We start from the raw sequence: 4,968 nt of genomic DNA, 5'->3' as shown, positions 1-4,968 counted from the left end.
TTTACTACCTTTGTCCTCAAATGTCAGATCTCAAATACAACCAAAGAGGCGTTTCAGCAGGCAAGGAAGACGTCCACAATGCTATCAAAAATATCGACAAAGGGATATTTCCAAAGGCTTTTTGCAAGATTATTCCTGATATACTGGGCGGAGACGAAGAGTGGTGCAATATCATGCATGCCGATGGAGCCGGAACGAAATCTTCTCTGGCCTATGTTTACTGGAAAGAGACCGGTGATCTGTCGGTATGGAAAGGCATTGCCCAGGACGCGGTTATCATGAACCTGGATGATTTGCTTTGTGTTGGGGCTACAGATCAGATATTGCTGTCTTCGACTATCGGCAGGAATAAAAATGTTATCCCCGGAGAAGTCATTGCCGCTGTCATTAACGGCACCGAGGAAATACTGGCTGAACTAAGAGAACTGGGAGTAGGCATTTATTCCACCGGCGGGGAAACGGCGGATGTGGGAGACCTGGTAAGAACGATCATTGTTGATTCTACCGTGACCTGCAGGATGAAAAGAGAGGATGTCCTTTCGAACGACAGAATACAGGCCGGAGACGTTATAGTGGGGCTTGCTTCATTCGGCCAGGCTACTTATGAAAAAGAATATAATGGAGGGATGGGATCCAACGGACTTACATCTGCGCGACATGATGTTTTTCATAAATATATAGCCGAAAAGTATCCCGAAAGCTATGATCCGGCAGTTCCTTATGAGCTCATATTTGCCGGAAGCAAACAAGTTACAGATAACATTGAAACCGGCGCAGACGAAACTGCTACAGCCGGCAAACTCGTACTCTCTCCTACCCGTACCTATGCACCTGTTATAAAGCAGGTTCTCGACAGATTCAGAAGTCGGATCCACGGGATGGTCCATTGCAGTGGCGGCGCTCAGACAAAAGTGCTTCATTTTATTGACAACCTTCACGTCATTAAGGATAATCTGTTTCCGGTACCTCCCCTGTTCAAACTGATTCAGGAAGAGTCTCAGACCTCCTGGCAGGAGATGTATAAAGTATTTAACATGGGACACCGGATGGAACTATATGTACCCAGAGAAATTGCTGACGATATCATAGCTATATCGCAGAGTTTTAATATTGACGCCCGGATTGTCGGACATGTAGAAAATGCAGAAGCGAAAAAGGTTACTATACGGTCTGAGTTCGGAGAATTTGAGTATTAAATCCAGGTTGTGAGTAACCAGATCTGACTATGAGATTTACCGCCAGTCTCTCACCAATTGAAGGCCCCATGATCCATCATGTGATCAAAGTACCGGAAGAGGTAGCTGCTGGATTTAGAATAAATAAAGGGGCCATACGGGTCCTCTGCTCCATTGAAGGAAAAGAGGAGTTCCCCTGCGCCTTAAATCCGCGGGATGGAGAATATGTTATCATGGCGAGCAAGCAATTGATCAGCAAACACAGGCTAAAGAATAATGAGACGTTTAGTGTTTCTATTCGTCCAGACCTAAATGACGGACTGGAGCTTCCAGAGGAATTTCTCGAAGTATTAAACCAGGATGAGTGGGGAAGTCAGCTTTTTGATGCCTTGCTGCCTAGATTAAAAAGAAGCCTGCTCTATTATATCCGGAGCGCGAAAAGTGTAGACACAAGGATCAAACGCTCTTTTCAAATCCTTGAAAAGATCAAAACGCAAAGCCTGCATTCTCAGAAAAATCAGAACCCCTGAATCGCTGCACATTTATAACCGCAAATAAGGTACTTTTCTTTGGGGAAGCCGAATTTCGCTGCTATTGTTAACTTTGCAGCATAACAGATTCAACCACCGGTCGGGAAACACAATGATAGAAATCGGAAAATACAACGAGCTCCGGATAACGGGCAAAAAAGAAGAAGGCTTGATCCTTTCGGATGGGTACGACACAGTATTGCTTCCTCTTCCTCTGGCCCCCAGGGATGCAGAAACGGGAGATGCCCTCTTCGTTTTCGTTTACCTGAACAAAGAAGGCATTATGACAGCAACAACCGAAAAGCCTTATGCCTGTGTTGGCGATTTTGCCTGGTTGAAGGTAGTAGATGAAAACAGGGACGGCGTGTTTATGGACCTGGGAATCGGCAAGGATGTTTTTGTACCCAACCGCCAGCAAAAGAAGAAAATGCATAAAGGAGACAGCTATGTGGTTTATATCTTTCTCGATGAGAGTAATAACCGGATGCTGGCAAGTTCACACCTATCATCCTTTGCAGAAGAAGATGACATCGATCTCGAAGAGAAGGACGAAGTAAGCCTGTTGATAGCCGATCCTACTGACCTTGGATATAATGCTATTATCAATAATAAATATATCGGTCTTCTTTATCAGAATGAGCTTTTTTCCTATGTTCATCCGGGTGATGTAAGAAAGGGATGGATCAAAAGATTCCGCCCTGACGGAAAGATAGACCTTAGTCTGCAACCCCTCGGTTATGGACACATTCTTGACTTCAAAGTCACTCTTCTGGAAGATCTGGAACAAAGCAAAGGAGTGATTCCTCTCGGCGATAAAAGTTCACCTGAAGACATCTATACGCGCTTCCAGGTAAGTAAAAGTGCATTTAAGAAAGCAGCAGGCGCACTATATAAAGAGAGAAAAATCGTGATCTCCGATCATGAAATAAGGCTGGTCAGATAAAAGACTAACAAAAGAAAGGCCTGCGGTTTAAATTCCGCAGGCCTTTCTTGATATAATCATTAGCGTTGTTCTTACTACTTATAACTTACTACTTTTTTCTTCGCCGGAACAGTAGCACTGTCTTTGCGGATGTCAAGCTCAGCTATGATATTCTTAGCACCACCCAATACATCGATACACCATAACACATAACGCGTGTCTACGCAGATCGTTCTCTTGTATTGTTTATCAAAAGCGATATCACCCGACATGGCTTCCCAGTTACCATCAAAAGCCAAGCCAATCAGCTCTCCGTTCCCGTTGATCACAGGAGAACCGGAGTTGCCACCTGTAATATCATTATTGCTGATGAAATTGACCACCAGTGTACCCTTTTCTCCATACTGTCCGAAGTTGCGGGCGTTATAAGCATCGATCAAATTTTGGGGAAGATCAAATTCAGAGTCGCCGGGAACATATTTCTGCATTACCCCATCTATAGTAGTGGTAATGTTATATGTAATACCATCCTTAGGAGTATAGTTCTGAACATTTCCGTAGGTGATCCTCATAGTTGAGTTCGCATCCGGATACATAAGTTTCCCTTTGTTTTTCTCCAAAAGAGCCTTTAAGTAAAGTTTGTCAAGATTGGCTTTCGCTGTCTCAAAATCACTGATCACCGACCCCATATTGGTTCTGATAAAATCAACGGGAATAAGGTTAACAGCATATTGATATGCCGGATCTTTCTCAATGTCTTTTAAAGACGGATTACCGCTCATAAAAGACTTCAGCTTTTCCGGCTTAATCAGATTCGAGTTCTCCCATAAGGAATTACCATACTTGCTGAATGTTTCTTCCGGATTCCCCTGCCAGTTATCCTGCGCGATAACAGTAAAGAACTTAGGGTGCTGGTTCTTCGGAATATCATTGTAGAAGGAAGCGTTGATCTTTGCGAAGATCTTCTTATCTGCTGTTTCATTATACGTTTCCTCATACTCAGGAAGCGAAGAAACCAGAATTTTCTTTGCCTCATTAAATGTATTCTCATCTCTCTTTGCGGCCGAAGCCAAAGCAACAAGCTGTTTTACCCAAGAGGTAGCGAGAAATCCTTCATTGATATAAGTACGCTCTATTGCGAATGGCTCATATGCCGCATAAGCTGCTCTGTATTGATCTGTCAGCTGGGCATACTGAGGATTCGATGCGGCCCACTTTGTAAATTCAGCTTCCTGTTTTTGTTTCTGCTCATAGATTTTCAGCCGTTTCAGCTGTTCTGTCTGCCCTATATAATACTTCCAGTAATTTGCGATATTGGCATATTTAGAGGAAAACTTTAAGCGGGTGGCAACATCTTTATCCATCTCTTCCTTCCAGGCTTTCAAGCGTATGTCACGCAGTTTCACAATGGTGGGAGACGTTTTATCTGTCGCGAGTTTCACCCCATAAGAGGTAAGAAAACGGTCCGTTCTTCCGGGAAAACCATAGACCATAGAAAAGTCACCATTTTTCAAGCCTTTGATTGACACAGGAAGGTATTTCTTCGGAGTATAGGGTTTATTCTCAGCGGAATAGTCAGCCGGCTTATTATCTTTTGACGCATATACCCGGAAGACAGAAAAATCACCTGTATGACGCGGCCATACCCAGTTATCGGTATCGCCACCATATTTACCTATTGACTGTGGAGGGGTACCAACCAGGCGTATATCTGTAAACTTCTGGAAAACGTAAAGAAAGTACTGGTTTCCCTTGTAGAAGTCACGGACAAACCCTTCATAACCTGTTCCCTTAACCGCATCGGCAGCGATCTGCTTACCTGTCTCTTCAATCTTTGCTGCCTTCTGAGCATCAGGAAGCCCCGCTGTTGCAGCATTGATCTTAGCGGTAACATCCTCCATACGTACCAGGAAATTTACAAAGAGACCTGGAACCACTTTTTCCTCAACATAGGATTTAGCCCAAAATCCATTGTCGAGGATATTATCCTGCGGAGTTGAATGCGATGCAATAGCATCATACCCGCAATGGTGATTCGTGAAAATTAATCCGTTCTTTGAAACGATCTCCCCTGTACAAAATCCTCCGAACGATACAATAGCATCTTTCAGGCTGGCTTTGTTAATACTGTAAAGATCTTCGGGCGTCAGTTTAAAGCCCTGTTTCTTCATCTGATCATAGTTTTTCCCGATCAGCATCGGGATCCACATTCCTTCGTCTGCTTTAGCTACTGAACTGAACAGTATAACTAAACTCAGAAAGAATGCCATTAACACATTATTCTTTCTCATTATAAATTTGTTATCGGGGAGCGAAATTACAGAATGTTCAGGAATTTATG

Annotated in this window: 4 protein-coding genes; 3 read left to right on the top strand and 1 reads right to left on the bottom strand. The window is 43.5% G+C overall.

Annotation, left to right across the window (positions count from 1 at the left end; all coding sequences use genetic code 11):
* Nucleotides 1-20: 20 nt before the first annotated feature.
* The 3 genes from DDR33_RS09995 (at nt 21) to DDR33_RS09985 (ending at nt 2,648) form a co-directional block, all read left to right on the top strand.
* Entirely contained in the window at nt 21-1,196 is a 1,176-nt protein-coding gene (locus DDR33_RS09995; protein ID WP_109415637.1) for an AIR synthase related protein, read from the top strand.
* A gap of 29 nt (nt 1,197-1,225) precedes the next feature.
* The gene (locus DDR33_RS09990) at nt 1,226-1,705 is read left to right on the top strand and encodes a YdeI/OmpD-associated family protein (protein WP_109415636.1); all 480 of its coding nucleotides are present in this window, start codon (nt 1,226-1,228) and stop codon (nt 1,703-1,705) included.
* A 112-nt stretch (nt 1,706-1,817) separates the two neighbouring features.
* A complete protein-coding gene (locus tag DDR33_RS09985) occupies nt 1,818-2,648 on the top strand; it encodes a CvfB family protein (RefSeq protein WP_109415771.1) in 831 nt (276 codons plus the stop codon).
* Between the two features lie 74 nt (nt 2,649-2,722).
* On the opposite strand, the gene DDR33_RS09980 is transcribed toward DDR33_RS09985, so the two are convergent.
* Nucleotides 2,723-4,918, bottom strand: coding sequence for a S46 family peptidase (locus DDR33_RS09980; protein ID WP_109415635.1), 2,196 nt, complete (start codon nt 4,916-4,918; stop codon nt 2,723-2,725).
* Nucleotides 4,919-4,968 lie beyond the last annotated feature (50 nt).

Origin of the sequence: Pararcticibacter amylolyticus (assembly GCF_003130405.1) — a bacterium.
Lineage (GTDB): Bacteria > Bacteroidota > Bacteroidia > Sphingobacteriales > Sphingobacteriaceae > Arcticibacter > Arcticibacter amylolyticus.
The sequence above is the reverse complement of the archived record's forward strand: the minus strand, read 5'-3'. Positions and strand labels throughout refer to the sequence as shown.

What these genes read in the sequence shown, in the direction of transcription:
- DDR33_RS09980 (WP_109415635.1), bottom strand. Translation starts at nt 4,918, where the DNA reads ATGAGAAAGAATAATGTGTTAATGGCATTCTTTCTGAGTTTAGTTATA.
- DDR33_RS09995 (WP_109415637.1), top strand. Translation starts at nt 21, where the DNA reads ATGTCAGATCTCAAATACAACCAAAGAGGCGTTTCAGCAGGCAAGGAA.
- DDR33_RS09985 (WP_109415771.1), top strand. Translation starts at nt 1,818, where the DNA reads ATGATAGAAATCGGAAAATACAACGAGCTCCGGATAACGGGCAAAAAA.
- DDR33_RS09990 (WP_109415636.1), top strand. Translation starts at nt 1,226, where the DNA reads ATGAGATTTACCGCCAGTCTCTCACCAATTGAAGGCCCCATGATCCAT.